The organism is Saccharopolyspora pogona (assembly GCF_014697215.1).
Taxonomy (GTDB): domain Bacteria; phylum Actinomycetota; class Actinomycetes; order Mycobacteriales; family Pseudonocardiaceae; genus Saccharopolyspora; species Saccharopolyspora hattusasensis.
In genome coordinates, this window is the sequence record NZ_CP031142.1 from 6210588 (window position 1) to 6235496 (window position 24909).

General features: G+C 67.3%; 25 protein-coding genes. 14 read left to right on the forward strand and 11 right to left on the reverse strand.

Annotated elements, in window-relative coordinates:
* The first annotated feature begins 90 nt into the window (after window positions 1-90).
* Together DL519_RS28795 and DL519_RS28800 are read left to right on the forward strand one after the other, a co-directional pair.
* A complete protein-coding gene (locus DL519_RS28795; protein WP_190819420.1) occupies window positions 91-1902 on the forward strand; it encodes a dynamin family protein in 1812 nt (603 codons plus the stop codon).
* Window positions 1899-3509, forward strand: a complete 1611-nt coding sequence (locus DL519_RS28800) for a dynamin family protein (protein ID WP_190819422.1) — start codon at window positions 1899-1901, stop codon at window positions 3507-3509. The genes DL519_RS28795 and DL519_RS28800 overlap by 4 nt, the downstream gene beginning before the upstream one ends.
* 575 nt (window positions 3510-4084) lie before the next feature.
* Here DL519_RS28800 and DL519_RS28805 read toward each other — a convergent pair.
* From DL519_RS28805 to DL519_RS28825, 5 genes are all read right to left on the reverse strand, one after another.
* Window positions 4085-5560 carry a gluconokinase gene (locus DL519_RS28805; protein WP_190819424.1) on the reverse strand — a complete coding sequence of 492 codons (1476 nt, stop codon included), beginning with the start codon at window positions 5558-5560 and terminating at the stop codon, window positions 4085-4087.
* A gap of 48 nt (window positions 5561-5608) precedes the next feature.
* Window positions 5609-6178 (reverse strand): Uma2 family endonuclease, encoded by a 570-nt coding sequence (locus tag DL519_RS28810; protein ID WP_223839663.1) that lies wholly within the window; start codon window positions 6176-6178, stop codon window positions 5609-5611.
* A gap of 160 nt (window positions 6179-6338) precedes the next feature.
* The gene (locus DL519_RS28815; protein WP_190819428.1) at window positions 6339-8057 is read right to left on the reverse strand and encodes a bifunctional metallophosphatase/5'-nucleotidase; all 1719 of its coding nucleotides are present in this window, start codon (window positions 8055-8057) and stop codon (window positions 6339-6341) included.
* Between the two features lie 599 nt (window positions 8058-8656).
* The gene (locus DL519_RS28820) at window positions 8657-9724 is read right to left on the reverse strand and encodes an aspartate-semialdehyde dehydrogenase (RefSeq protein ID WP_190819434.1); all 1068 of its coding nucleotides are present in this window, start codon (window positions 9722-9724) and stop codon (window positions 8657-8659) included.
* Window positions 9724-10989: an aspartate kinase gene (locus tag DL519_RS28825; protein WP_190819436.1), complete on the reverse strand. Its 1266-nt coding sequence runs from the start codon at window positions 10987-10989 to the stop codon at window positions 9724-9726. The genes DL519_RS28820 and DL519_RS28825 overlap by 1 nt, the downstream gene beginning before the upstream one ends.
* Before the next feature lie 273 nt (window positions 10990-11262).
* On the opposite strand from DL519_RS28825, the gene DL519_RS28830 reads away from it, so the two are divergent.
* The 5 genes from DL519_RS28830 to DL519_RS28850 all read left to right on the forward strand — a co-directional run bounded on the left by DL519_RS28830 (window position 11263) and on the right by DL519_RS28850 (window position 14957).
* Entirely contained in the window at window positions 11263-12504 is a 1242-nt protein-coding gene (locus DL519_RS28830; RefSeq protein WP_190819438.1) for a glycosyltransferase family protein, read from the forward strand.
* 113 nt (window positions 12505-12617) lie between these two features.
* Window positions 12618-13241 (forward strand): nitroreductase family protein, encoded by a 624-nt coding sequence (locus DL519_RS28835; protein WP_168586155.1) that lies wholly within the window; start codon window positions 12618-12620, stop codon window positions 13239-13241.
* A 71-nt stretch (window positions 13242-13312) separates the two neighbouring features.
* Window positions 13313-13918 carry a DUF2975 domain-containing protein gene (locus DL519_RS28840; protein WP_190819440.1) on the forward strand — a complete coding sequence of 202 codons (606 nt, stop codon included), beginning with the start codon at window positions 13313-13315 and terminating at the stop codon, window positions 13916-13918.
* Complete coding sequence (locus DL519_RS28845; protein ID WP_190819442.1) at window positions 13918-14145, forward strand: helix-turn-helix domain-containing protein; 228 nt, start codon at window positions 13918-13920, stop codon at window positions 14143-14145. Before DL519_RS28840 ends, DL519_RS28845 begins: the two co-directional genes overlap by 1 nt.
* 188 nt (window positions 14146-14333) lie before the next feature.
* A complete protein-coding gene (locus DL519_RS28850; RefSeq protein WP_190819444.1) occupies window positions 14334-14957 on the forward strand; it encodes a GyrI-like domain-containing protein in 624 nt (207 codons plus the stop codon).
* A gap of 63 nt (window positions 14958-15020) precedes the next feature.
* On the opposite strand, the gene DL519_RS47395 is transcribed toward DL519_RS28850, so the two are convergent.
* Both DL519_RS47395 and DL519_RS28860 read right to left on the reverse strand, forming a co-directional pair.
* Window positions 15021-15170: a hypothetical protein gene (locus tag DL519_RS47395; protein WP_223839665.1), complete on the reverse strand. Its 150-nt coding sequence runs from the start codon at window positions 15168-15170 to the stop codon at window positions 15021-15023.
* Between the two features lie 27 nt (window positions 15171-15197).
* A complete protein-coding gene (locus tag DL519_RS28860) occupies window positions 15198-15644 on the reverse strand; it encodes a hypothetical protein (RefSeq protein ID WP_190819446.1) in 447 nt (148 codons plus the stop codon).
* 88 nt (window positions 15645-15732) lie between these two features.
* On the opposite strand from DL519_RS28860, the gene DL519_RS28865 reads away from it, so the two are divergent.
* Window positions 15733-16068 carry a PadR family transcriptional regulator gene (locus tag DL519_RS28865; protein ID WP_190819448.1) on the forward strand — a complete coding sequence of 112 codons (336 nt, stop codon included), beginning with the start codon at window positions 15733-15735 and terminating at the stop codon, window positions 16066-16068.
* Entirely contained in the window at window positions 16065-16718 is a 654-nt protein-coding gene (locus DL519_RS28870; protein WP_190819450.1) for a permease prefix domain 1-containing protein, read from the forward strand. The genes DL519_RS28865 and DL519_RS28870 overlap by 4 nt, the downstream gene beginning before the upstream one ends.
* Window positions 16719-16905: 187 nt before the next feature.
* Here the strand turns inward: DL519_RS28870 and DL519_RS28875 are convergent, their stop codons facing one another.
* The gene (locus tag DL519_RS28875; RefSeq protein WP_190813148.1) at window positions 16906-17985 is read right to left on the reverse strand and encodes an IS110 family RNA-guided transposase; all 1080 of its coding nucleotides are present in this window, start codon (window positions 17983-17985) and stop codon (window positions 16906-16908) included.
* 310 nt (window positions 17986-18295) lie between these two features.
* Between DL519_RS28875 and DL519_RS28880 the strand changes: the two genes are divergently transcribed.
* Together DL519_RS28880 and DL519_RS28885 are read left to right on the forward strand one after the other, a co-directional pair.
* Entirely contained in the window at window positions 18296-18487 is a 192-nt protein-coding gene (locus DL519_RS28880) for a hypothetical protein (RefSeq protein WP_190819452.1), read from the forward strand.
* Window positions 18488-18508: 21 nt separating this feature from the next.
* Complete coding sequence (locus tag DL519_RS28885; protein ID WP_190819454.1) at window positions 18509-18706, forward strand: hypothetical protein; 198 nt, start codon at window positions 18509-18511, stop codon at window positions 18704-18706.
* Window positions 18707-18709: 3 nt separating this feature from the next.
* On the opposite strand, the gene DL519_RS28890 is transcribed toward DL519_RS28885, so the two are convergent.
* Complete coding sequence (locus DL519_RS28890; RefSeq protein ID WP_190819456.1) at window positions 18710-18898, reverse strand: hypothetical protein; 189 nt, start codon at window positions 18896-18898, stop codon at window positions 18710-18712.
* A gap of 431 nt (window positions 18899-19329) precedes the next feature.
* On the opposite strand from DL519_RS28890, the gene DL519_RS28895 reads away from it, so the two are divergent.
* Window positions 19330-20556 (forward strand): IS110 family RNA-guided transposase, encoded by a 1227-nt coding sequence (locus DL519_RS28895; RefSeq protein ID WP_190812993.1) that lies wholly within the window; start codon window positions 19330-19332, stop codon window positions 20554-20556.
* A gap of 279 nt (window positions 20557-20835) precedes the next feature.
* On the opposite strand, the gene DL519_RS28900 is transcribed toward DL519_RS28895, so the two are convergent.
* Window positions 20836-21960 carry an ISAs1 family transposase gene (locus DL519_RS28900; protein ID WP_190819458.1) on the reverse strand — a complete coding sequence of 375 codons (1125 nt, stop codon included), beginning with the start codon at window positions 21958-21960 and terminating at the stop codon, window positions 20836-20838.
* Between the two features lie 482 nt (window positions 21961-22442).
* On the opposite strand from DL519_RS28900, the gene DL519_RS28905 reads away from it, so the two are divergent.
* Window positions 22443-23810 (forward strand): hypothetical protein, encoded by a 1368-nt coding sequence (locus tag DL519_RS28905; RefSeq protein ID WP_190819460.1) that lies wholly within the window; start codon window positions 22443-22445, stop codon window positions 23808-23810.
* Window positions 23811-24199: 389 nt separating this feature from the next.
* Complete coding sequence (locus DL519_RS28910; protein WP_190819462.1) at window positions 24200-24517, forward strand: hypothetical protein; 318 nt, start codon at window positions 24200-24202, stop codon at window positions 24515-24517.
* A 75-nt stretch (window positions 24518-24592) separates the two neighbouring features.
* Here DL519_RS28910 and DL519_RS28915 read toward each other — a convergent pair whose 3' ends face one another.
* Window positions 24593-24898 (reverse strand): zinc finger protein, encoded by a 306-nt coding sequence (locus tag DL519_RS28915; RefSeq protein ID WP_190819464.1) that lies wholly within the window; start codon window positions 24896-24898, stop codon window positions 24593-24595.
* Window positions 24899-24909 lie beyond the last annotated feature (11 nt).

Below are 24909 nucleotides of genomic sequence, written 5' to 3' on the forward strand. Positions count from 1 at the left end.
CAGGCCTTTTTGCACTTCCCGTACCCGTCGACGATGTGAGTTCAGCCGTTTGGGTTTCTCTATTCGCCGCAGCACGCCACAATCGACGCCGTGATCGAGACAGCGTTGGTGGAACTGATCGATCGCGTGACTGCGGAATGTGCCGAGCAGCAACGCGTCGATCTGCACGGTCGACTGCGGCAGATCCGCACCCGCGTGCTCGACCCGACGCAGCTCGTGCTGGTCGTCGGCGAGTCGAAGCAGGGCAAGAGCGCCCTGGTCAACGCGATCGTGAACGCGCCCGTGTGCGCCTCCGGCGACGACGTCACCACCGTCGTGCCCACCCTCGTCCGGCACTCCGACGAACCGAGCGCCCTGCTCATCGAGCACGAGCCGGCGCAGGGCCCGGCCGCCCTTGATCGTGTTCCGGTCCCCATCGAGCAGGTCAGCGAGCAGCTGGAACGCGCCCTCGCACACGGCCGCCCGGTCACCCGCAGCGAGATCGGCATCCCCCGCGCCGTGCTGCAGAACGGCCTCGCACTGATGGACACCCCCGGCGTCGGCAGCGTGTCCTCGTCGCTGACGTCCACCACGCTCGCCGTGGTCGCCGAAGCCGACGCGCTGCTGATGGTCTCCGACGCCACCCAGGAACTCACCACAAACGAGCTGGCGTTCCTCAAGCAGGCCACCGCGTTGTGCCCGAACGTCGCGCTCGTGCTGCCGAAGATCGACCGGACCCCGCACTGGCGGAAAGTCCTCGAGGTCAACCGGAAACACCTGGACAACGCCGGTATAGCGGCCAAGATCTTCCCGGTTTCGGCCAACATCCGGATGCGCGCGATGCAGGCCAAGAACACCAACCTCAACGCCGAATCCGGGTTCCCGCCGCTGCTGGAATTCCTCAAGGAGATGGCTGGCAAGCACGAGAACCTGACCCGGCGCCTGGTGGCTCACAACGTCACCGAGGCGCTCACCCAGATCAACGACGCGCTGCGCACCGAACTCGCGACGCAGAACCCGCGCACCGCGGCGGAAACCCTGGTCGAGCTGGAAACCGCGCAGCGCCGCGCCGAAGACCTCCGGCGCGTCTCGAGCCGCTGGCAGAAGGCGCTCAACGACGGCATCTCCGAGCTGTTCACCGACATCGAGTTCGACTTCCGGGAACGCAGCTGGGCGGTGCTGCACCAGGTCAACGAGGCCTTCGAGACCGCGGATCCCCTCGAGGTCTGGGATGAATTCCTGGACTGGCTCTCCGCCCGGCTCACCGACGCGATCGTCGAAACCTTCGAGTGGATGGAGCTGCGCCAGGCCCAGCTAGCCGAGCACGTCGCCGACGAGATGCTGGCCGAGCACGGCGGGGCCATCCCCGAGCTGGAGCGGCTCACCCGACCGGACCCGCTGGACGAGGTGCCTGAGCCGAAGCTGCCGCGCGGCTCCGAGTACAAGCGCTTCGACCAGTTCCTCACCGGCTTGCGCGGGTCCTACGGCGGGGTGCTGATGTTCGGCATGTTAACCACGGCGGTGTTCGGCCTGGGCCTGATCAACGTGGTGTCCATCTCGGCAGGCGTGCTGCTGGGCCTCAAGAGCCTCGGCGAGGACAAGGACACGCGGTTGCGCCGCCGGCAGATCGAAGCCAAGAGCGCCGTGCAGCGCTACGTCGAGCAGGTCGTCTTCCACGTGAACAAGGAGGCCAAGGCCGCCATCCGCGGCGTCCACCGGGGCCTGCACACGCACTACACGCGCATGACCGAGGATGCCCAGATGGAGATCAGCCGGGCCATCCAGGAGATCAAGCGATCCGCGGAGCGCAGCGCGGTCGACCGCGACCAGCGGGCCAGGGACATCCGGCAGAAGCTGGAGGAGATCGCGGTGCTGCAACGGCGCGCCACGATGCTGACCCAGAACCGGATCACCGCGGCATGAGCGGCGATGCCCTGCTGGATCGCGCGCGAGCGCTGCTGATCCGCACCATGACGTTCTACCGGGACGATCCGCGCACCTCGATGTGGCTGCGCGGCCGGCTGGAACGGCTCGACCAGCCGCTGCGCATCGCCGTCGGTGGACGGGTGAAGGCGGGCAAGTCCACGCTGATCAACGCGCTGGTCGGTGCGGAGCTCGCGCCCACCGATGCCGAGGAGCGCACCCAGGTCAACACCTTCTACCAGTACGGGCCGGAACCGAAGATCCTGGTGCACACCCCGCACGGCGCGGTGCAGAACGTTCCCGTGTCCACTTTGGACGCCGGCACCATCCGCGACCTGCAGCACTGGCGGCCGGACGAGGTGGCCCGGCTGGTCATCGAGTCACCGACGCCGGGCCTGCGGGCCATCACGCTGATCGAGACGCCCGGCGTCGCGTCCGCGGCGGTGCAGGAGACCGGGCGGTCGGCGCTCGCGCAGATCCTGTCCGAAGCCGACGCGGTGCTGTACCTGACGCGGTACCCGCGGCAGACCGACCTGCAATTCCTGCAGTCCGTCAACGAATTGCAGACGGCCCGGTGCGTGCCGATCAACACGATCGTCGCGTTCTCGCGCGCCGACGAGACCGGCAGCGGCGGACCGGAAGCGCTGCAGGCGGCCGAGCGGATCGCCGAGCGCTACCGCAACGACCCCACGTTGCGGTCCTTCGCCCAGCACCTCATCCCGGTGATCGGGCTGCTCGGGCAGGCCGTCGCGACGATGACCGACGAGGACTTCCTGGCGCTGGGCAACCTTTCCCGGCTGTCCCAGAGCGACCAGGACGAGCTGTTGCTGTCGGCGGACCGGTTCATCAACAGCGGCATGGAATCGACGCCGGGCCCCGTCCGGCAGCGGCTGCTCGAACGGTTCGGGCACTACGGCATCGAGCGGGCGCTGGCGTTGATGCGCAGCGGCGTGACGGAGCGGAAGAAGCTGCAGGCCGCGCTGCTCGACGAAAGCGGCCTGAACCTGCTGCAGGAAACCGTGCACCAGCAGTTCGTGGAGCGGCAGGACGCGTTGCGGGCGCGATCGGCGTTGCTGGCCGTCGACATGGTGTCGCGCGCCAATCCCCGGCCCGGCGTGCAGCAGTTGCGCGGCGAGTTCGAGCGGCTGCTGGCAAACGCGCACGAGTGGAACGAGCTGCGGCTGCTGTCGGCGCTGGATTCCGGTCAGGTGCGGTTCGCCCGCCCGCTCCAGGCGGAAGCGAAGCGGCTGCTGGGGGCGTTCGGCAATGCGCCGCACGCGCGGCTCGGCCTGGACGAGATTGCGTTGGCGGTGGACCTGGCCGACGGGGCGGCGGCAGCGTTGGCGCGCTGGCGGGAGCAGTCGGTGAACCCGCTGCACGACCGGCAGCACCGCGAAGCGGTCCGCACGGTCCTGCGCAGCTGCGAACGACTGATCATCCACCAAGTCCACGGCCCGCAGCAGCAAACGCCCCAGCGCCAACCGAATCCGCAACACCAGCAGGACTCGCAGCGCCACCAGCAAGGCCCGCAGCACCAGCAGGGCCACCCGGCCGCGCAGCGCCCGCATCCGCCCCAGAACGCCTCGGGCGCCCACTCGCGCGACTGACGAGATCCGCTACCTCGGAGGAGGTGGGGCGTCGAGCGGAAACGAAGACGTCCACGTCGCCCGCGCCTTGCACCACCACGCAAACCAGCCCGAAAACCGCGGCTATAGAGGCTGTTTGGGGAACTCGTTGTGCGGCGGTGGTTTACGTGCGCGCTGCTGGTGTGCAGCGAACGGCCTGTTCACGTCGATAGGAGCCTGTTGCAAAATTACGCCCACCACGGACCGTGATCGATCGATCACGGCTGAGATGGCCACTGGCGGACAAACGGCGGCGATCGAGACTGATTTGGTACTTCGGTTCAGCCGTTTTCGCCGAAAACGCAACAGGCTCATAGACGGCACAAACGGTCCGTTCGCCTCGCCCACCTAAGCGGGGGCGCCGGGGCGTGGTGTGAAGCGAACGGCCTGTTCACGTCGATAGACGGCACAAACGGTCCGTTCGCCTCACACCTCACCAGGATCGAAAAATTGGTATGAACCAACAAAGAATCCGAGTGACGCACCGGATTTCTGCATCCGGTCACCCGCTGCGACCGCTTGATTCAACCGCTCGGACGCGCCTGGCCGGCTTCGGTTCAGAGCTCCAAGTCGCGCAGCGTCGCGTGGAGCTGCTCGACCAGGGGCCGACGGCGGGCCATCTCCCGGGCCGTCGCCGGATCCGGTGAGACCTTGCGCTGAGGAGCCACCAACTCGGCGGCGCGCTCCAACGAGTCGAACTCACCGAGCGCCCGCCACGCCAGCAGCACCGCGCCGAGCCCGGATCCGCCGCCGCCCTCGGCCAGCTCCAGGTCGATGTCGAGCGCCGCAGCGATCGCGTCCGCCCACACCCTGCTGAGGAACCCGCCGCCCGTAGCGCGCACCGCGCGCACCTCTGCCCCGGAATCGGCCACCGCGTCCCGCACCAGCGCGAGCTGCTGGGCGACGCCCTCGACCATGGCGCGGGTCATCTCGGCCCGGCCGTGCGAGCGCCGCAACCCCACGAACGAGCCCGTCAGACCCGGCTCCCACCACGGAGCCCGCTCGCCGAGCAGGTACGGCAGGGCCATCAACCCGTTCGCCCCCGCCGGTACCGCAGCCGCCTCGTCGAGCAGGTCCGCGACATCGACCCCGAAGGACTCCGCGGCCCACTGCGCGACCACCGCGCCGTTGCTCACGGCACCGCCGATCACCCAGAGCCCGTCACCCATCGCGTAGCTGAACGTCCGGCACCGGTCGTCGACGCCCGGCCGATCGCGGGTCACCCGCAACGCCCCGCTGGTGCCGAGCGACAGCGCGGCGACACCGCGGCTGACCGCCCCGACGCCGAGGTTGGCCAGCGGACCGTCCCCGCCGCCGAGCACCACCGGCAGCCCCTCGGGCAGCCCGACAGCCTTGGCGACCTGCGGTTTCAACGGCATCGTGTCGGTCGGCGCGTGGATCTCCGGCAGCTGGTCGGCCCGGATGCCCGCGACCTCCAGCGCTGGCTCGTGCCACTGCAGCGTCGCCATGTCCTGCAGGCCGCTGCCCGAGCTCAGCGAGTACTCGGTGACGAACCCGCCCACGAAGTCGGCGACGACGAAGTCCTTCAGCGCGCACCACCGCACCACGTCGCGGGTCAGGTCGGGGCGGCTCCCGGTCAACCAAGCCAGCTTCACCATGACCGACTGCGTGTGCACGGGCGTCCCGGTTGCCCGGTGCAGGGCCGCTGCTGCGTCCCCCTCGGACCTCAGCCGCGCCGCGACCTCTGCGGCCTGGGTGTCGGCCCAGTTGAACGACCGCGTGGCCGGAGCACCGGCCGAGTCGAGCCCGACCAGGGTGTGCATCGAGGTGCTGAACGACAGCGCCGCGACCGGGTGGTCGTGTTCCTTCGCCCAAGCCACGCACTCGGCCAACGCCTCGATCGCCGCGTCCCGGACCTGGACGGCGTCCTGCGTCGCCTCGCCGGGCGCCTCGGTGCGCAGCGGATACCCGCGCTCGGTCTGGTGCAGCACGTGAGCGTCGCTGCCCGCCGCGACGACCTTCGTCGCGGTCGTACCGAGATCGATTCCGAGGACGACCGGAGCACGACTCATGCCCCCAACCTATCCGCCGGGCATCCTGGCCCAGTCAACCCAGGCTGATCAGGACGGAGCTCGGCGTGACCGACGAGCAAGCGAATCAAGATCGATGCTCAACTCGAATGGCTCGATCGTCTCAAAGCTGCTGTCGCAAGCAGAAACAACTTCGTACACGCCGTCGATCAGCCGATGTTCGGCCAGCGTGACAGAGCCCCCCAACTCCACAATCCAATAAAAGGGAATGCCCGCCTTCGCGTACTCGAACATCTTCAGAACCCGATCAGTCCGGCCTGAACCTGGGGATACCACTTCGACCGCGACAAGAACTTCTTTGGCATGCAGTCTGTTCGGATTCTGGTCGATCAAGCTCGTCGAAGCGATCACAAGATCGGGAACACGAAGCGTAGGCGGCCAGCCTGGGGTTACCACCACCTCGACATCTGCCACCGCTTCCCATTCATGTGCAAGCCGGCGATTCAGCGTGGACACCAGCGCACCCACAACGCGCTGGTGAAGGCTGGCGGCTTTCGGGGTCACGTGGAGGACGCCTTCCTGAAGCTCATAGCGCCGTGAGTTGTCCCCGGGGAGCTGGTCGAACTCCTCCAAGGTCAACAGATGGTCGGGCCAAGTCATCACGGACATGCCTCCAATATCGACTCCATCGAACACCGGTTTGAGAATTGACGTTCACAAACACACGTTCGAGTGGATCTCCCCGTCGCTACACCCGCAACGATAAGGGCGCCTCCCTCCTGTGGCCAGGAAGAAGACGCCCTTCAGTCGGCGTGCGAGGTCAGCCGATGCGCGTGATCCGGTCGGTCGCCGGTGGGGCGATGCCGGGGTTCGCGCCCAGGTACTCGTTGAACGCGTCCAGGTCGATCGGGCCGCCGGTCAGCTCGGTGCCGCCGGTCAACGCGCTGAACCCGTCCCCGCCGGCGGCGAGGAAGTTGTTCACGCTGACCCGGTAGGTCGCGTCCGGCTGCACCGCTTGGCCGTCGATCGTGATGCCGGAGATCTTCGATCCGATCGGCGCGGACTCCGACCAGGTGTAGTGCAGGGTCGAGGACGGCTGGAGCATCCGCACCTGGACGCTGCCGTCCGGCTTCGGCAGCCACTGCTGCTCCAGCACGGCCTTGAGCTGCGCACCGCTCAGGGTGATCGTCTGCATGATGTTGGCGAACGGCTGCACGGTGTAGGCCTCGCCGTAGGTCACCACGCCGTTGCCTTCCTCGGCCGGCGAGGACGCGTACGTCAGGTCGGCGCGGACGCCACCCGGGTTCATCAGGGCGATCTGGGCACCGGCGGACCTGGTGGCCGCCAGTTGCGCATCCGCGATCAGGTTGCCCAGCGGCGATTCACCGGACGGCGCGGTGGTCTTCACGATGTCCGCGCCGATCGTGCCTACCTGCCGGTTCGCGATCGGCTGCGACTTCTGCACGGCCTGGTCGACCAGCGCCTGCACCTTGGGGTCGGCCGGGACGTCCCGGGTCACGACGTTGTTCTGCGCCTTGATGGTGGACCGGACGACGTCCTTGGTGCGTCGGTCGACCTGGAGGTCCACAGTGGAAATGATCCGGCCGAACGACGAGCCCTGGATCATCGTCCGGGGCTGACCGGCCGGGTCGGTGACGCTGCACACGTACTGCTGGTGGCTGTGCGCGGTGAAGACCACATCCACCTTGGGCGAGACCTGCTCGGCGATCCGCCGGGCGGGGCCGGGGGCCGTGCGGCAGTCGTCCGGTCCGCCACCCTCGGTGTTGTCGCCCTGGTGCAGCGACACAACGATGGTCTTGACGCCCTGGCGGTCCAGTTCGTCGGCGTAGCGGTTGATCGCGTCGATCTCCGGGCCGACCTTCAGCCCCTTGATCCCGTCCGGGGACACCAGAGTCGGCAGATCCTCAAGCGTCGCACCGATGACGCCGACGGGAATGCCATTCATGTTGCTGATGGTGTAGGGCTTGAAAGCCGGCTGACCGGTCTGCTCGGCGGTCACGTTCGCCGAGAGGAAGGGGAAGTTCGCGCCGTTGTACGTCGGCTGGAACTGGCACCCGTCGACGGGGTGGCAGCCGCCGTTCTGGATGCGCTTCAACTCGTTGTAGCCCTCGTCAAGCTCGTGGTTGCCCACGACGGAAGCCGTGATGCCCATCGTGTTCAGCACGTCGATGGTCGGCTCGTCGTGGAACAGCGCCGAAGACAGCGGCGATCCGCCGATGTTGTCGCCGGTGCTGAGCACCATCGAGTTCTTCACCTGGCCGCGCAGGTTCTTCAGGTGGGCGGCGAGGTAGGCGGCGCCACCAGCGTCGACGGTGTTGCCGTCGGCCAGCGTGACCCTCCCGGACGACCCGGTCGGCGGCTCCAGGTTGCCGTGCAGGTCGTTGAAGCTGAGCAGCCGGATGTCCGTGACGGCGGGGTCGGCGGCGGCAGGCACCGCGCCGAGACCGACGCCGACGACGGCGCAAACCGCGGCGGCCGAAACGGCAACTCGCCGCAACGACCGGGAAGGACGAATCATTGGGTTCCTCCAAACACGCACGCCGCATCGCAGCGGAAAATGCGCTCGGCGCTGGAGTCTGCCCAATGTGGTCTATCGGAACCAGACGGCTCCGCGAACCGTGGCTGAACGGAGAACTACATTTCGCTCCACCAAACCAACCTGATCAGGTCATGAGTAAGAGCCTGTCGGCGAATGCCGTCCGCGCCTTTGGAAGCGGCGTAGCCGCTTGCATTCACCTTGCCAAGACGACCATCGGCGGGTTCTGAGAGGTTTTCTGGCGAGGACGGCCCCTCCGCCGCGTATTGGACATACATCAGGAGGGGCACCCGCAGTCCAGGGAACCTCTCAGGTTCCGCTAAGCGACCACCCACCCAGACCATTCACCAACGAGCCTGTTGCGTTTTCGGCGAAAACGACTGAACCGAAGTACCAAATCAGTCTCGATCGCCGCCGTTTGTCCGCCAGTGGCCATCTCAGCCGTGATCGATCGATCACGGTCCGTGGTGGGCGTAATTTTGCAACAGGCTCCAACAGGCGCTAAGGGGCACCCTTGACCGACTTGGTCAAGGGTGCCCCTCGTGCCCCTCACTCAACTAAGACCCACTTTGGAGTGTGGGTCAGTTCGCCAGGGTTTCGGCGATCTCGTAGGTGTTGAGCGCCGCGCCCTTGCGGAGGTTGTCACCGCAGACGAAGAAGTCCAGCGTGTTCGGGAAGTCCAGCGCCTGCCGGACCCGGCCCACGTAGGTCGGGTCGCCGCCGACCACACCCGCCGGGGTCGGGAACACGCCCTTGTCGTGGTCGTCTTGCAGCACGATCGTCGGCTGCGCCTCGAAGACGCGGTGCGCCTGCTCGACGGTCACCTCGCGCTCGAAGGTGGCATGCACCGCCAGCGAGTGCGTGGTCACCACCGGCACCCGCACACAGGTCGCGGACACCTTCAGGTCCGGGATGCCGAGGATCTTGCGGGACTCGTTGCGGACCTTCAGCTCCTCCGAGGTCCAGCCGTCGTCCTTGCGCGAACCGGCCCACGGCACCACGTTGAGCGCCAGCGGAGCCTTGAACGGCGTCTCCTCCGGCAGCCCGGCCGCGGCCAGCGCCTCGGCGACGTCGCCGGCCCGCGAGCCGACGCCCTTGCCTGCCACCGCCGCGATCTCCGCGTACAGCCGGTCGATTCCTTCCTGCCCGGCGCCCGAAGCCGCCTGGTAGGACGAGACCACCAGCTCGCGGAGGCCGAACTCGCGGTGCAGCGCGCCCAGCGCGGCCATCATCGACAGCGTCGTGCAGTTGGGGTTCGCGATGATCCCCTTCGGGCGCTCGTGCACCTTCGCCGGGTTGACCTCGGGCACCACCAGCGGCACCTCGGGGTCCATCCGGAACGCGCCGGAGTTGTCCACCGCGATCGCGCCGCGCTCGGCCGCCACCGGCGCCCACTGCGCGGAGACCTCGTCCGGCACGTCGAACAGCGCGATGTCCACGCCGTCGAACGCCTCCGGCGCGAGCTCGACGACGGTGAGCTCCTCGCCGCGCACGGTGATCTTCTTGCCCGCGGACCGGGCCGAGGCGATCAACCGGATCTCGCGCCACGGCACCGACTCGCGGTGGTTGATGATGTCGATCATGACGGTGCCGACCGCGCCGGTCGCACCCACGATTGCCAGCGTCGGTGTCTTCTTCTCCTGGGCCATCAGCGGCCACTCCCCGCGTAAACCACGGCTTCCTCGTCGCCACCGAGCTCGAACGCGTCGTGCAGAGCGCTCACCGCGTCGTCGAGCTGGGTGTCGCGGATCAGCACCGAGATCCGGATCTCCGAGGTGTTGATGATGTCGATGTTCACCCCGGCGTTGGACAGCGCCTCGCAGAACGTCGCGGTGACGCCCGGGTGCGACCGCATCCCGGCGCCGACCAGCGAGACCTTGCCCACCTGGTCGTCGTAGACGACCTGCTCGAAGCCGACTTCGCCCTTGATCTTCTCCAGCTCGGCGACCGCCACCGCGCCGTTGCTGCGCGCCACCGTGAAGGTGATGTCGGTCAGCCCGGAAGCAGTGCTGGAGACGTTCTGCAGCACCATGTCGATGTCGATCTCGGCGTCGGCGACCACGCGGAAGATCCGCCCCGCGACACCGGGGTTGTCGGGCACACCGCGCACGGTGACCTTCGCCTCCGACCGGTCGTGCGAGACGCCGGTGATCATCGCCTGTTCCACGGAAAGGTCCTCCACTGAGCCGGACACGATCGTTCCGGGCTTGGGTGAGTAGGAAGAGCGGACGTGCAGCGGCACGCCGTAGCGGCGCGCGTACTCGACGGCGCGCAGGTGCAGCACCTTCGCGCCGGTGGCCGCCATTTCGAGCATCTCCTCGTAGGTGATGCGCTCCAGGTGCTTGGCGTTGGGCACGATGCGTGGATCGGCCGTGTACACGCCGTCGACGTCGGTGTAGATCTCGCACACGTCGGCGTTCATCGCGGCAGCCACCGCGACCGCCGTGGTGTCCGAGCCGCCGCGGCCGAGTGTCGTGATGTCCTTGGTGTCCTGGGAGACACCCTGGAAGCCGGCGACCAGCACGACCTGGCCCTGCTCCAGCGCCTCCTGCACCCGGCCCGGGCTGACGTCGATGATCCGCGCGTTCTGGTGCGCCGAGGTCGTGATCACACCGGCCTGCGAGCCGGAGAACGAGCGGGCCTCCGCGCCGAGCGACTCGATCGCCATCGCGACCAGCGCGTTGGAGATCCGCTCCCCGGCGGTCAGCAGCATGTCGAGTTCCCGCTCCGGCGGACCCGGGTTGACCTGTTTGGCGAGGTCGAGCAGCTCGTCTGTGGTGTCGCCCATCGCAGAGCACACGACGACCACATCGTTGCCCGCCTTGCGGGTCTCAACGATGCGTTCGGCGACCCGTTTGATGCGATCAGCACTTTCGAGTGAGGAACCGCCGTACTTCTGGACGACGAGCGCCACGTGAAACAAACCTCCTCGACCGTGCGGCCGTCCCGGGCGCGGGTTGTCCCCGCACTGACACCGAGTGGACGAAGGAGCCCCGGCACACCGCGTGGCGGGCCGGAGGGCCCCGCGACCGGGTAGGTGGCAGCGTCGGCCCACCGGGCCGAAACGGCCTCCTACCAGGTCGCTCCGCTGCCGGACTAGCCTACCGAACCGACACCGCCCGACCCCAACCCCGGAACGCGCCACTACCCTGATGGAGGCGATTGTCGACAAGAGCGGAGGACCGGGTTGTCCACCACTCCAGGAGCGATCGATCCACCCCTGGGGGACATCGGAAACACCGCGGCTATGCAGCGGAAACAACCGGAACCGGGGTTGCTGGACCGGCTGCGCGGGGGGGCGCCCCGAGGGCACCGGCTGATCATCGCTTTGGGCCCGGCTGTGGTTTACCTCGCAATCCGGCTGGTCGGATTGCTGGTGCTGGCGTGGCTGTCGGCCGCCAACGACGAGGCGCTGGTCGACAACCTGCGGGCTTGGGACGGTCAGTGGTACCTGGAGATCGCCGCGCACGGCTACGGCGGCGTGGACCAGAACATGGTGGACGGCTTCGGGCACCGCTACCCCGAGACGCCGTTGGCGTTCTTCCCCGGCTACCCGCTGCTGATCATGGCCCTGTCGTGGATCCCGGGGGTCAGCGTCACCGGCGCGGCGGTCGCCGCGAGCCTGGGCTGCGGTGTCGTCGCCGCGTTCGGGCTGGCTCGGTTGGGGCGTCGGATCGGCGGCTCGGACGGGGTCGGGTTGCTCCTGGTCGTGCTGTTCGCGGCGGCTCCGATGTCCGTGGTGCTGTCGATGGCGTATTCCGAGGCGCTGTTCTGCGCGTTGGCGATCTGGGCGCTGATCGGGGTCGTCGAGCGGAACTGGCTGCTGGCGGGGCTGTGCTGCGCCGGCGCCGGGCTCGTGCGGCCGACTGCTGCCGCGCTGATCGCGGCCGTCGGGCTGGCGGCGCTGGTCGCCATCGTGCGCCGCCGGGACACCTGGCGCCCGTGGTTGGCGATCGTGCTCGCACCGGCTGGGGCGCTGCTCTACATCGGCTGGGTAGGGCTGCAGACGAGCAACCTCACCGGGTACTTCGAGCTCCAGCAGCGGGGTTGGTCGTCGGCGTTCGACGGCGGCAAGGCCACCTTGACGTTCATGATCAAGACCCTGACCGAGGACCGGTCCGTGCTGGAGACGTTCACGGTGTGGATAGTGCTGGCCGCGCTGGTGCTGCTGGTGCTGTGTGTGCGGCAGCGGATGCCGTGGCCGCTGGTGGCGTTCGCCGCCGCGGTGGTGGTGCTGGACCTGGGCTCCGACGGGTTGATGTACTCCAAGGTCCGCCTGATGTTGCCCGCGTTCCCGCTGCTCATCCCGGTTGCGATCGGGTTGTCGCGAAGGCGGACGACGACGGCGGTGACCACTGCGGTGCTGCTGGTGTTTTTCGGCTCGTGGTTCGGCGCCTATTCGCTGACGGCGTGGCAGTACGCGATCTGAGTCGCGAGTGCGTAACCGGGCGCCAAACCCGGTTGCGCACTCACGACCGGCTGACCGGTGGACATCGGCGGGCGTGGTCGACAGACTCGCCACCAGCGATCCAGGAGGTGCCCGTGACTGCCGAGGAATACATCGCCGAGGTTCCGGCGAGCAAGCCCGCGGAGACGTCGGTGCCGCTGCACCCGCTGCTGGCCGAGCGGTGGAGCCCGCGCGCGCTGGACCCGGACGCCGTGGTGAGCGACCGGCAGTTCACCGCGTTGTTCGAGGCGGCCCGGTGGGCTCCTTCGTGGGGCAACACCCAGCCCGCGCGGTACATCGCAGCGCGCCGGGGCGAGGCGACCTTCGAGCGGATCCACGGCACGTTGTCGCGCGGCAACAAGGGCTGGACCAGCAATGCCTCGGCGCTGGCGATCGGCGTTGCGCGCGTGGTCGACGAGGACGGCGAGCCGATGCCCTACGGCGAGTACGGGCTGGCGCTGGCGACCGAGAACCTGGTGCTGCAGGCCGTCGCGGAGGGCCTGTACGCGCACCAGATGGCGGGCTTCGACCGGGACGCCGCGCGGGCGGAGTTCGGGATTCCGGCCGAGTTCGAGCCGATCGTCGCCGTCGCGGTCGGCAGCCTCGGCACGCTCGACGGCATGCCGGAGCGGCTGCAGGAGAAGGAGCTGCGGCCGCGCATCCGAAAGCCGCTGTCCGAGCTGGTCTTCACCGAGACCTGGGGCGAACCGCTGTTCTGACGGCCACCCTCCCGCGTCATATCGTTTTTCGATATTATCGAGAAACGATATGCCTTCGGAAGGTGGCGAACATGGGAAGCACATCCCGGTGGGCTCGGCTCGACAACCACGTCCTGGAGGCGGCGATCGCACTCGCCATGCTGCTGGTCGGCCTGTTCGGGGCCCTCTTCCCGATCCTCGGCGTGACCGGCCCGCTGCCGCCGACCGACACGCGCGAAGTGCAGCTCAACGCGCCCGCGACCCTGCCCGGCACCGCGCCCGCCGGCCCCGTGGCGCTTCGCGGCACCCACGACGCAGTGCTGATCTTCACCGATCCCAGCTTCGCGGACCGGCTGCTGCTGGCCCTCCCGACGCTCGTCGGCAACCTGCTGCTGATGGCGGCCCTGTCGATCCTGCTCCGAGTCGCCCGAACCTTCCGCGACGGCGACTTCTTCGTGCCAGAGAACGCACCTCGCCTATTCGCAATCGCGGCCATCGTCACGTCGAGCGGACTGGTCGTCCCGTTGGCGGACATGATCACCACGGATCTCCTGGTGTCCGGGACTGAGGTGGCGCAGTCGATCCGGACGGTCTTCGAGTTCGAGTTTCCGCTGTTCCTGGGGCTGCTCATCGCCGCCGCCGCAATGGCCTTCCGCAACGGCATCCGGCTGCGCACCGACACCGAAGGACTGGTCTGATGCCGCCCGAGCAGCCGCACCAGATCGAGAGCCACCTCGATCGCCTGCTCGCCGAGCGCGGCATGACCCTGGCCGAGCTCGCCGCGCGCGTCGACGTGACCATCGCCAACCTCTCGATCCTGAAGAACGGCCGGGCCAAGGCGATCCGCTTCAGCACCCTCAGCGCCATCTGCCGCGAGCTCGACTGCCAACCAGGGGACGTCCTCTCCTACCGGACATCGGACTGACGCACGGGGTCGTGAGCGCTTTGGGTCGCCACACGGTGCCCGACCTGACGCGCCCGGTTTCGTCCGCGCCATCTTCGACTACGCGCTGGGCCAACTGGCCGCCGAACAGCAGTGGCTGGCCGCCTACCGGGCGGCCGAACTCGATGACCAACCTCCCGACAAGCCCTCGCCAGGAAAGCCGGACGTCCATGACCCGCTATGACATCAAACGAGAACTCAAGCAGTACTACGCGCCGAAGAACACCGACTGGGCGTTGGTCGACGTGCCCGCGCAGCAGTTCATCGCCATCGACGGCTGCGGCGACCCCAACACCAGCGCCGACTACGCCCGCGCCGTCGAGTCGCTCTACGCCGTCGCCTACACGATCAAGTTCACCAGCAAAACCGCCCTCGGCAGGGACTTCGTCGTCGGGCCACTTGAGGGACTGTGGTGGTCCGACCGCCCGGAAGTCTTCACCACCCGCGCCAAGGACGCCTGGCAGTGGCGCATGCTCATCAGCCAGCCCGACTGGATTACCGGCGACCTCATCGACGAGGCCAAACAGGCAGCGCTGACGAAGAAGAACCTCCCCACGATCGCCGAGATCCGCCGGGAGACCCTGCAGGAGGGCACCAGCGCCCAGCTCCTGCACGTCGGCCCCTACGACGACGAAGGACCCGTACTCGCCAGGCTCCATCGCGAGTTCCTCGCCGCCAACGAACTGCGAATGTCCGGGCACCACCACGAGATCTACCTCAGCGACCACCGCCGAACCGAGCCCGCCAAGCTCAGGACCATCCTCCGGCAACCCGTTCGGTCGGCGGACGAATGAAGTGACGACAGCACATCGCCGTTGCTCCGTGATCAAACCTGGCGAACGTTCGTGGTCTCCGCACTAGGCGCGAGAAATCTGCCGGAGGGCGAGCAGTCCGCCGATTCCCGGGATGACGGCAAGCCATCTGGCGTTCGGCGGGGCCGGGACCAGGAAGGTCGCCGCGATGACGACGAGGTAGGCCGTGCCGTGGGTCGGGCCGCCGAGCGACACCGGCCGCGATCCGCAATGCGCGCACGGTCAGGCTCCCGTGGCCGAGCCGGGGCGGACGATCATGAGCACCACGACGATCGCCCAGAGCACGTTGAAGATTCCGGTGAGCATCGTCAGCCGGGTGGCCGTGGCGGCCAGGTCCGGAACCGACCCGAGCATGCGCTGCTGGCCGGGCAGGATGCCCATCGCGAGGATGATCGCGGCGATCACGGTCAGCACTAGCGAGATGATCAGCCACGGGTCGGTGAGGACGCCGAACTGGGCGCCGGTGGCGATGCCGAAGACCGGGACCGCGATCCCGACGACCGTGTAGCCGCGGCAGATCCGGTACAGCAGCGTGGCGACGCCGGCGGCTCGACCGGGATCGTCGGCGACTTGCCGGGCGTAGCGGGGAAACAGCGAGGCGGCGACGGCGATCGGACCGATCACCAGGATCGCCGCGAGGACGTGCACGGACAGCAGCAGCTTGGTCACCGCGGACCCCTCAGCTAGATAAGTTGTCTACCAACATGTCGGTTGCCAATATATGCGCTATCTACGCACTTGTGTAGGCTGTCAACCTATGAGGGTGGATGCGGTCCGAGGACACCTGGACGGACTGTTGCTGGCCGTGCTCGAAAACGGCCCGCTGCACGGCTACGCGATCATCACCGCCGTCCAACACCGCAGCGGAGGAGCGCTGGAACTGCGCACGGGCACGATCTACCCTGCCTTGAACCGGCTGGAACGACTCGGATCGCTGCGCAGCAGTTGGGAAACCGTGGGCGAGCGGCGGCGGCGCTGCTACGAGCTCACCGACACCGGACAGCGCAACCTGGCCAAGGAGAGAACGGCTTGGGACGATTTCACGATCGCGATCGGCGCAGTCCTCAACCCGTCGTCCCGGGGCACCGCGTGAACGCAGACCTCATCGATGACTACGTCGCCGAGCTGACTGCCGCCCTGCACGGCCCGGCGCGCGCGAAATCCCGGCTGGTCGAGGAAATCCGCGACGGGCTCGCCGAAGCAGTAGCGGCGCACACCGGCGAAGACCTGCCCTACCAGCACGCTTTCCAGGCAGCGGTGCGCGAATTCGGGACACCTGCCGAGCTCGCGCCGGGCTGCCAGCAGGAACTGACCATCGCCCAGACCCGGCACACCGCCCGAGCGCTCATCGTCACCGTCGGATTCCTGGTCACCTGCTGGTACCTGACCTGGACGGCCGGCCACAGCCAGGGCTGGCAACTGCCGCCGGTGGTCGAAATCCTGGCCGCTATCGCGACAACCGCAGGAACGCTCGCCGCGGCGGCGCTGTTCGCCACCGGAGCCCTCACCCGCTGGCTGTCCGTGCCGGACCGGCTCCCGCTCGTGGTTGGCTGGATGAGCACCACGGCCAGCGTGGCGATGCCGTTCGCCGCGCTCGCGTTCGCCACGTCGATGCCGCTGGCCCGCGCATGGCCGCTGATCGTACTCGCGGTAGGACTCACGGTCGCATCGCACGCGATGCTGGCCTCCGCGGCCCGCGCCTGCCGGGAATGCGCCCGCCTGCCGATCGCCGGGACCTCCTAAACCGGCCGCCACGTTTCCGCGGATCAGGTGCCGTGAGCACTTTTGGTCGCTATCGAGGCTGTGTTCTGCCTGGCGGCTCCGCTGGCCGCCCAGCAGGGGTGGTGGCCTGGCTCTGCCTCGCCAACCGGTGTGAAGCGAACGGCCTGTCCACCTCCGTAGACGACACAAACGGATGCTCCTATAGATGTCAAGCGGCGGTTGTGGGGGTTTTTGGAGGGGTTTGTTGTGTTGTGGGGGTGGTGGTGAGTGCGTGGTAGATCTCGCGGGCGACGTAGCGTTTGAGGCAGCGGATGATGTCTTTTTTCGTGAGTCCTTCCTGGGTGCGGCGTTCGACGTAGGCGCGGGTTCGTTCGTCGTGGCGCATGCGGACCAGGACGATGGTGTAGAGGGCATTGTTGGCGGAGCGGTTGCCGCCGCGGTCGAGGCGGTGGCGGTCGGTGCGGCCGGAGGAGGCGGGGATGGGGGCGGCTCCGGTGAGGTGGGCGAATGCGGCTTCGGAGCGCATGCGTTCAGGGTTGTCGCCGGCGGCGGCCAGGAGGGTACCGGCGGTCTGGGTGCCGACGCCGCGGAGTTCCAGCAGGTCCGGGCAGGCCTGTTGGGTCAGCGGGGCGATGGCGTTGTCGAGTTCGGCGATCTCGGTGTCGAGGGCCTGGTAGCGCCGTGCCAGTAGGCGCAGGGCGGCGCGGGTGGCCGTCGGCGGGTGGGCCAGGTCCTGGCCGGGTCGTAGCCGGGCCAGGGTGGTGATCAGTGCGGCGGTGTTCAGGCCGGTGATCTGCTCGCGTAGCACCGCCGGTGCGGAGACCAGCAGTGAACGGATCTGGTTGATCGCCTGGGTGCGGGCTTTGACCGCGCTGGTGCGGGCCACGCGCAGGGCGCGGATGGCCTCGACCACACCGTCACGGCTTTTCGGGATGCCGGTGGCGCGTTCGGCCAGCACCGCGGTGGCTGCGGCGTAGGCATCGATCGAGTCTGATTTTCCTCTCAGGCGACGGGTTTTACGGTCGGGGCGATCCACCTCGATGACGCTGATGCCAGAGGCGGTGAGTACCCGGGCGAGTTCGGCGCCGTAGGCACCGGTTCCCTCGACCCCGATCGCGACGAGCTCACCATGCGACCGCATCCATTCCAGTAGCCGCCGGTAGCCATCGGTGGTGGTGGGGAACTCCTTGTCGGCCAGGTGCCGGCCCACCTGGTCGATCACCGCGCCGTGATGGGTCTGGCCATGGGAATCGACTCCGCCGATGATCCGCGGGCTTTCTTGCGTCATGCTGGTCCTGTCCGTCCTTGCGTCCGTTACCTGGGGCGGCACGCGCCGGTCGGGCGGGAGGACAAGACAGTGACGGGGCTTCTAGCCAAGCTCCTATAAGGTCACAAACGCCCGTCCGGCCGCGTGCGTAGCAACGCCCGGTAAGGCCGACAGATCCGTTCCAGGACAGGCAAGCCGTCAGTCCGTTCGAGGGTCAGACCCACCAGCGGCGTCACTACACACATCATCACTGTCCGTTCACTTCACACCAGCACCTTCCAAAACAGCCTCTACATCACCGCTAGATTGGACGCGTTACGAGGTGGGGGACGTGGCCGACGAGATAGCCAAAGGTGGCGAGAGCACGTTCGCCGCCAAGCTGGAGCGCCTGTTCGAGGTCGTGCGCCGACCCGATGGCGGGCGCTATTCCGTGCCCGAGGTGGCCGCCGCGATCGACGTCAGCAAGCAGCACCTGTATGACCTGCTGAGTGGGAAGCGGCAACGCCGGCATGGGGGCTGGTGACCAAGCTCGCCGAGCACTTCGGTGTCAACGTCGTCTACTTCGGCGACGGCGTCGACACCGAGAGGTACTCGCAGCCTGCTGTCGTCGCTCAGCGACGCAGGAGTGCGCGAAATCGCGCTGCGCTCGGGGCAGCTCTCTCCGGCGCACCGTGGCGTGTTGAAAGGCCTGCTGGATCACCTGCAGTCGCTGGAACGCGACCAGCCCGACGAGAAGCGCTGACCACTACCGCACGGCCAACTCGCGCGCGAGCGCCAACAGGACATTGACGTCGGCATCCATTCCCGACGCTGTTGGTGGTGCGATCACCGATGCCGCAGATACCGGCGCTGCATTGCTTTCCCTCCGCTTGATGGCTTCCCAGATCTGGGTGGCTTGGTGTGCAGGCGAGGCAGGGTCGTCGAGCGATTCCATGTAGTGGTTTCGGCCTGGTACAGGATGTAATCGGCAGCGGCGGTACCGAACCACATCCCGAACGCACCCGGCACCGGGAGCGGGTACGGCACCAGCTGGATCCGCTTGCCCCGATGCCCTCCGAGTCGGCGGCACAGCTCCCGCACATCGAGTGGTGCCCCGATATCAAGCTCGCGCAGGAGTCGCCTAATGGGAGCTACCGGGTCGGCCACCGGGCAGACTCGGGTCCGGTAGCGGCCAGTGAGTGAGCACTCTCGTCGCCAGGCATTCGATGCCTAAGGTCAGACCGTGCCCCCGCTGGTCGTGGGGAGGACGTGACCACTGATGGGGTGACGTGCCCGCCGAAGGCTGGCGTGAGCACTGGACCATTAGGCCGCCGGTGTTCCTCTTCCGCGCTGCTCAGGACACGATGCTGACCGTGTGGAGGGTATGTGTTGTTCGTCGGAGATGACTGGGCTGAAGATCACCACGATGTCGAGGTGCAGGATGAGACGGGTCGGCGGCTGGGTCGGGCTCGGCTGCCGGAGGGCGTGACCGGGGTTGCCCGGCTGCACGCGCTGATCGGTGAGCATCTGCCCGAGGGCGCCGAGCCTGACCAGGTCGTGATCGGGATTGAGACTGATCGAGGTCCATGGGTCCAGGCGCTGATCGCGGCCGGGTACACGGTGTATGCGATCAACCCGCGGCAGGTGGCGCGCTATCGGGAGCGGCACGGCACCTCGGGCGCCAAAAGCGACGCCGGGGACGCGCACGCCCTGGCCGACATGGTGCGCACCGACCGTCATCAGTTACGCGCGGTCGCCGGTGACACCGAGCAGGCCCAGGCCGTGAAGGTGGTGGCGCGGGCGCACCAGACGCTGATCTGGGACCGGCACCGGCACATGCTGCGGCTACGCACCGCGCTGCGCGAGTTCTTCCCCGCCGCGCTGGAAGCCTTCGACGATCTCCTCGCCCCGGATGCACTGGAACTCCTTGGCCGGGCACCGGACCCGGACCAGGCGGCCAGGGTGTCACGCGCGCAGATCACGGGCGCGCTCAAGCGGGCCCGGCGCCGCAACGTGGACGAGAAGACCACCGCGATCCAGACCGCGCTGCACACTGAACACCTGACCCAGCCGCCGGCCGTGGCCGCCGCCTACGCGGTGACGGTGCGGTCCCTGGTTAGCGTGATCACTGCCTTCAACACCGAGATCGCCGCCGTGCAAGAGCAGGTGCAGGCGTGTTTTGGCCGAGCCCGGGACGCTGAGATCTACCTGTCCCAGCCCGGCATGGGACAGATCCTCGGGGCCCGGGCCCTCGGCGAGTTCGGCGACGACGCCGACCGCTACGCGAGCGCGAAGAACCGGAAGAACTACGCCGGCACCAGCCCGATCACCCGCCAGTCCGGTAAGAAGAAGACCGTGCTGGCCCGCTTCGTCCACAACGACCGGCTCGTCGACGCCCTGCACCAGCAGGCCTTCTGCGCCCTCCGCGCCTCACCCGGCGCCCGCGCCTACTACGACGAGCTCCGCGGCCGCGGCATGAACCACCACGCCGCCTTACGCCAGCTGTCCAACCGACTCGTCGGCATCCTGCACGGCTGCCTCAAGACCCGGAGCACCTACGACGAACACACCGCCTGGGCACACCACAACCGAGACCAGCAAGCCGCCGCTTGACAAACAAAATCATGGGGTGTCTGACCGCCCGGCGCAGCTGCAGCTCGTTCTTCCATCGCCGAGCGTCGGCCATGTCAGGACTCCTTGAACACCGGCAGCGACAGCAGCATCGACGCCGTGGCCCAGGGATGGCTGACCAAGCTGACGTGTCCGCCTGGCAGGAACTCCGGGGTTATTTCTTAGAAACGGACCCGCCGAAACGCTGGCACCGGGCCCCGGTCCGACTCAACCCGCACAGCGCCCTCGGCCACGTCCCACCCACCCAGGGCAAAGGCAAGATCACCGTGTGTTGTGCCCAGCAACTTGGAGTGACAGGACGGGAAGTGTTCGTGTGCGGTCTCTGCTGATCCATTCGATTGTCCGGCGAATGTCGTTGTGTCCGGTTATGCGAAGCATTGATATCGCGGTATTCCGTAATGTTGCCAGTATATGGGCGCCGGGGCCGGTATAGATTTGTTGCGCGTCTTCACGGTATGTTGTGTCACGGACGTGATGGCTTTTGTTTTCTATTCCCCATTGGTCGCGGACTTGGTCGTGTAGGTCTTCGGCGGTGACTATGGCGGTGTTCTGGCTGGCGATGATCCAGGCGCGCTCTTTGCTGACGAGTTCTCCGGAAAAGGTTGTTTCTTCTCGTTTGACGCAGGCTACGGAACGCGCGCGCGGGAAATCGATTCCGTCGGCGTCGGTAATCCAGGTAGTCCAGCGGCGTATCCGGCCGTGGGTGTCATCGACGACGACATGATGCGGTGTTTTCCGCAAGAGCGGAAGAACGCGGTCGAATATCTTTTTCTTAAGCGCCGCTTGATTTCCCTTTACTGTCATGACGTAGTCGAATCCGCGTTCGCCGGCAATGTATTCGGCGGTCTCTCGCTGGGTGTGCGCGGCGTCCATGGTGACCACCACACGGTCGTCCACACCGCGGGAGACACCGTCGAGCAGGGCCGTGACCTGGGTGATCTCGTTGGTTCCCGGGGGAACGGCCACTTGGGCGACGGTGACACCATCGCAGTGGATCATCGCGGAGAACAGCGTGAACGACTCGTGATCCCCGATCCACGAACCGCGCAGCACTTTGCCGTCGATAGCCAGTCGCAACGTGCCGCCCGGGATAGGCCGGGCATGACGCAGCAGCCACGGCCCGATCAGTCCTTCCAGCTTCGCTACATCGACATCTTCCAGCGCGCGCCGGATCGTGGACGTATCCGGGACACGGAAAAAGCCGCGGAACCAGCACCATCGTCCCCGCAGCAACGACGCCGGCAGATCGGCGACTTGGTCGGCGATCTGCCGGAAATCCGACGCGCCCGCCAGCACTGCGATCAACGACGCCGCGAGAAGGAACGCCAGACTGTACACGCGGCCCTTCCGCTTACGGCGATCCGGCACCTTGCCGAGCAACTTCATCAGTTCCGCCAGATCGGCATCGTCACCGCCGACGCTACCCGGAAACGACGCCCATGACGAGCCATGAGAAATGACAACGGATGGCCTGGAGTTTGGTTATACGCAATCTCCATGATCCCAGAAGGAGGCCATCCTCCATTTCCCAGCCCAGCACGCCAAACCGGCCGGCAACCCTACGAACTGAGTTGACCACTCAGCGCGATCTTGCCTTAGCCCTGCCCATCCACCACCGCCTAGAAAAGCTTGATCCACAGATCTTGACTATTCCTCCGGCGTGTACCGCAAAGTACACTGTCGACTGACGGAACCGCCCGCTCGAGCGTGGACCTTTGCGGTCAGCGAACTATGTGATCTCCTTGACAAGGATTGCCATGTGCGTGGATTCCTTATGTGCCCTGCCAGCTGGACCGATCTCACCGGATGTCATCAAGAAAGTTGGCGAGTGGACGCTCGAACGTCTACCAGAAGCCACGAAACGGGCGTTGGATGACGACTCCGTGTCCTCCGCGTTCCTCGCCGAGATCGATTCGGCAGTGCTCGCCGACCTCCCGGACGTTGTGGACCTCACCCAGGTGGACGCTCGACGCCTCCTGGTTGATCTGGGTTTCTGCGGTAGCGCTGTCGCCAGGGTCGCGACGGAAAGCGGTCACGACGTCGCCCACCTGCTCGGCAGGCTTGGTGTAGGTGCGCACCGACGCACTTTTCGTGACTACTACGCGGATCTCGCGACGCGATCGGGTGTGGGTCACCCACCACGGCAGACGTTCGTGTCCACGATCACCTGGAACGCACCAACGGTCGAAGTCCGGGTGGACGATACCGTCGCCGCGACCTTGCCGAGCGTGTTCGACGATCAGCGGACGAGGACGTGGACCGGAACCTCAGATGAGGCAAGCCTGTGGCTCCTGTTCAAGAAGTCCGCCGCTCTCGGTGCGGTCGCCAACGTAGCACTCGCGCCCGTGGTCTTCGGCGACCTCCCGGTCGACTCCCCTGACGCGCCGGGCAGGCTCGCCGTGGCTACGGCGGCCATGGAGGAGATGCAGGATCAGATGCGGATCTTCAGCATGGCCGGCAACCGCGCCGGGGGCATGTCCGCGGACGTCTTCATATATGGAATCCGCCAGTTCGGTGTCCCCTGGGAGGACGGTGCAGAGGCGCCGAGCGGTCCCCACGAGGCCGAGTGGATCAAGCGGGACGTAATGCTCGGGCTCAAGTGCCCGAACTACCTCGCGGACGTTCGCCGCAGGTATCCGATGCTGCTGGCGCCGGACGTCCACGCCATCGAGAAGGCGATCGGACAACCGTCGCTGGCGGAAAAGTTACGCGAGGCATGGCGATCTGACCTGCGCGACGAGGTTGACGCGGCAACCAAGGCGAGGCTGGCCGCCACCACCATGGCCGCCCGGTCGCTGTGGCGCGCGACCGGCCGGTGCTCGTCCGCGCACCTCGGCTTGGCGCGGAAGTTCCTGTTCAGCCACCTCCGCAAGCAGGCACGCACGTCCACGCCCTCGACCGCGGTGTCCAACGATTCGGGCATCACCGGGATGACCGAGCAGGACGTCGCACGCCTGGCCGAGCAGCGTCTGCGCGGCGTGTTCGACGACATCCTCCGGCACGTCGACCCGAAAAGCTTGGTGGCGGCCGAAGCCGAACTCGGTCGGCGTCCGCGCCCCGCCTGTACCCTGGTCGTTCACGGGATCGATGCCGGCCGAGTCCGAGATCTCCCAAACCCTCGATGCGGCGATCGGATGTCCGAGTCCGACCAGTTCGCCCTGGATCCTTCTGTGCCCTCACCGCGGGTTTTCGCGGGCCAGGCGAAGGACGAGTTTCTTGATCGTCGGAATGGGTAGGTGGCCGTCCGGTGTGGCGTCGGAGTGCGTTGTAGTCCCACTTCCTTGCGATGAATCTACGGTGCCAGGCGAGGATCGTTGCGGGTTGGACGGGGAAGATGTCGTGCCGGCGGCGTGGGAGTAGCGAGGACAGGGCGGCGAACCAGAAACGGCGAAGTACTCGCGGGCCTGAGCAGCAGGGACGGAACTTCGGGCGTGGCCGGTCGGTGCGTGGGAAGGGGAACGCACCGACCGGCCCGCAGGGACCCGGCGCCGGAGATCGGGGGCACGTCGGCTTCCGGGCCCGAGGTTTCGGGTTGTCAGAGGCGGTGGAGGGCTTCTAGGATCCGGCGTTGGACCTCCGGTGACGGCCGGACAGGAGCGTCCTGTGTGGAGGTTCGCGGTGGATCGTGGGCATCGGCCGGTTCGCGGAGGCGATGCCTGCCGCCCTGTTCCCGCTGTTGTCGCTCGGCTTCGACGTGGGCTATCAGCTGCCAGACCGTGAGGGCACCTTCGCCGCCTCCGGCGTGTTGGGGACGGTCGGACTTCCAGTACAACGCGATGACGAAGAAGGCCGCAGCGGCGGCGATTGCGACGATGACCGGGAGCGTGGTGAGCATTCGGATGACCTTTCGGTGATGGTCGCGGTCGGGGCTGTTTCCCTGAGCAGCAAGGAGATTTCGTCGAATGCCGTGGCTGCGGCCTCGAAGGCTTCGGCGTCGCGGTGACCCGCGCCGACCTGGAACGCGAGGTCATCGAGCAGCCACTGGGTTCGCCGCAACAGGACGGCGAGACCTGCGTTTTCAGCGCCCACTGCGTGGCGGCTTCGGCTGGGACGTGTTGAAGCGAACGGAACATTCGCCTCGTTCTATGGCGCGAAAGTTCCGTTCGCCCGGAACCACCGACGCCTGACTTGCGGCGATGCGGTGCGCCTCCGCGCTGCAGTCACGGCAGGTCGACCACAGCCAGCCCAGCTGCGAGTTGTCCGCCGACAGCTGCTTCCGGCACAACGTCAACACCGCCATGCCGGTCGGATAACCGCCGCCCGGGCGGGAATCCAGGCTCGCGTGCCGCTCACCTTCCGCAGGAACCCAGTCGAACGGATGCATCGATGCTGCCT